This is a genomic window from Micrococcus sp. KRD128 (genome assembly GCF_017168395.1).
In the GTDB taxonomy this organism is placed as follows: Bacteria; Actinomycetota; Actinomycetes; order Actinomycetales; family Micrococcaceae; genus Micrococcus; species Micrococcus luteus.
This window is the reverse complement of sequence record NZ_JABFAX010000044.1, coordinates 1-1,197: the sequence shown is the minus strand read 5'-3', so window position 1 is coordinate 1,197 and position 1,197 is coordinate 1. Positions and strand designations below refer to the sequence as shown.

The following is a 1,197-nucleotide window of genomic DNA, read 5'->3' as shown; positions in this document are numbered from 1 at the left end:
TGGCGGGGCCGCGGGCGGGGGACTCGGACCCGGACGGGTGCGTCAGCCGCCGGCTCGGTGGCCGGGGCCGGCCCCGCGGTGGGCTGCGGCTCGGGCGCCGGCTCGACGACCGACAGGGGTGCCGTCGTCGGGGCGGGCTCGGCGGTCCGGGCCGGCACGGTGTCCGCCGCCTCCGGGGCCGAGGCCCGGGTGCGTGGCCGCGCCCGGACGCGTCCCGCCGTCGGGAATTCGAAGAGCCAGCGCACCCGTCGGTAGCCGAGCGCGAGGGCGAGCGGCACGAGGAACGTGAACGACGCGATGGCCACGTAGAAGTCGACCGGGCGGACCGCGGCGAGGTCGCGGAAGGCCGCCACCGCCAGGATCAGCACCGGCATGTGGGCGACGTAGAGGACCATCGAGCGGCGGCCGCAGAACTCGAGGAACGGCAGACGGGGCAGGCGCGGGCCGAGCCACAGCACCACGAGGATCCCCGGCAGCGCGGCGAACACGGACCAGGGCTGGCGCTCCGCCACCACCAGCGCGCCGGCGCGCGTGGCCGTCACGGTGAGCACCATGAGGATCACCGCGATCACGCCCAGGGCGGCAGGCGACGTGCGGATCCGGGGGAGCAGTCGCGCGGAGGCGGCACCGAGGAAGAAGTACACGCCCCAGTACAGAGGGCGCACCCAGTGGCGGGGGCCGCTGACGAACTCGAGGAGCAGGACGAACAGGACGACGGCGACCACCAGCGCCGGGACGCGACGGATCACCGGGCCGATGAGGTAGCAGAGCATGAGCACCCACAGGAACCACAGGTGCCACGCGCCGCCGCGCCAGAACTCGATGGACAGCAGGGATCCGGGCCCGCCCGTGGCCAGCGCCAGGACGACCATCCAGACGAGGAACGGCCACAGGATCCGCTCCGCCTTGCCGCGGTAGTACGTGCCCAGCGGCTTGGACACCGAGCGGGGCAGCAGGACGCCGGACAGGAACATGAGCATCGGCATCCGCCACGACTGGAACACCTGCGCCACGTTCGCGAACGCCACGGAGCTGAAGGCCGCGTCGAGTCCCTGCGGCATCGTGTAGGTGTGGGTGAACATCACCAGCAGTACGGCGAATCCTCGCATCGCGTCCATCCAGGTCATCCGGCTGGGGGTGGACCCGTGGGACACGGGCGGGGTCGGCGTGGTGGACATGGCGGCTCCGGGGTGGCGT

General features: G+C 73.3%; 1 protein-coding gene. It reads right to left on the bottom strand.

Annotation, left to right across the window (positions count from 1 at the left end; translation table 11 throughout):
• A partial coding sequence (locus J1M44_RS11345; protein ID WP_241253056.1) for an acyltransferase family protein occupies nucleotides 1-1,082 on the bottom strand: 1,082 nt, incomplete at its 3' end.
• Between the last annotated feature and the right edge of the window lie 115 nt (nucleotides 1,083-1,197).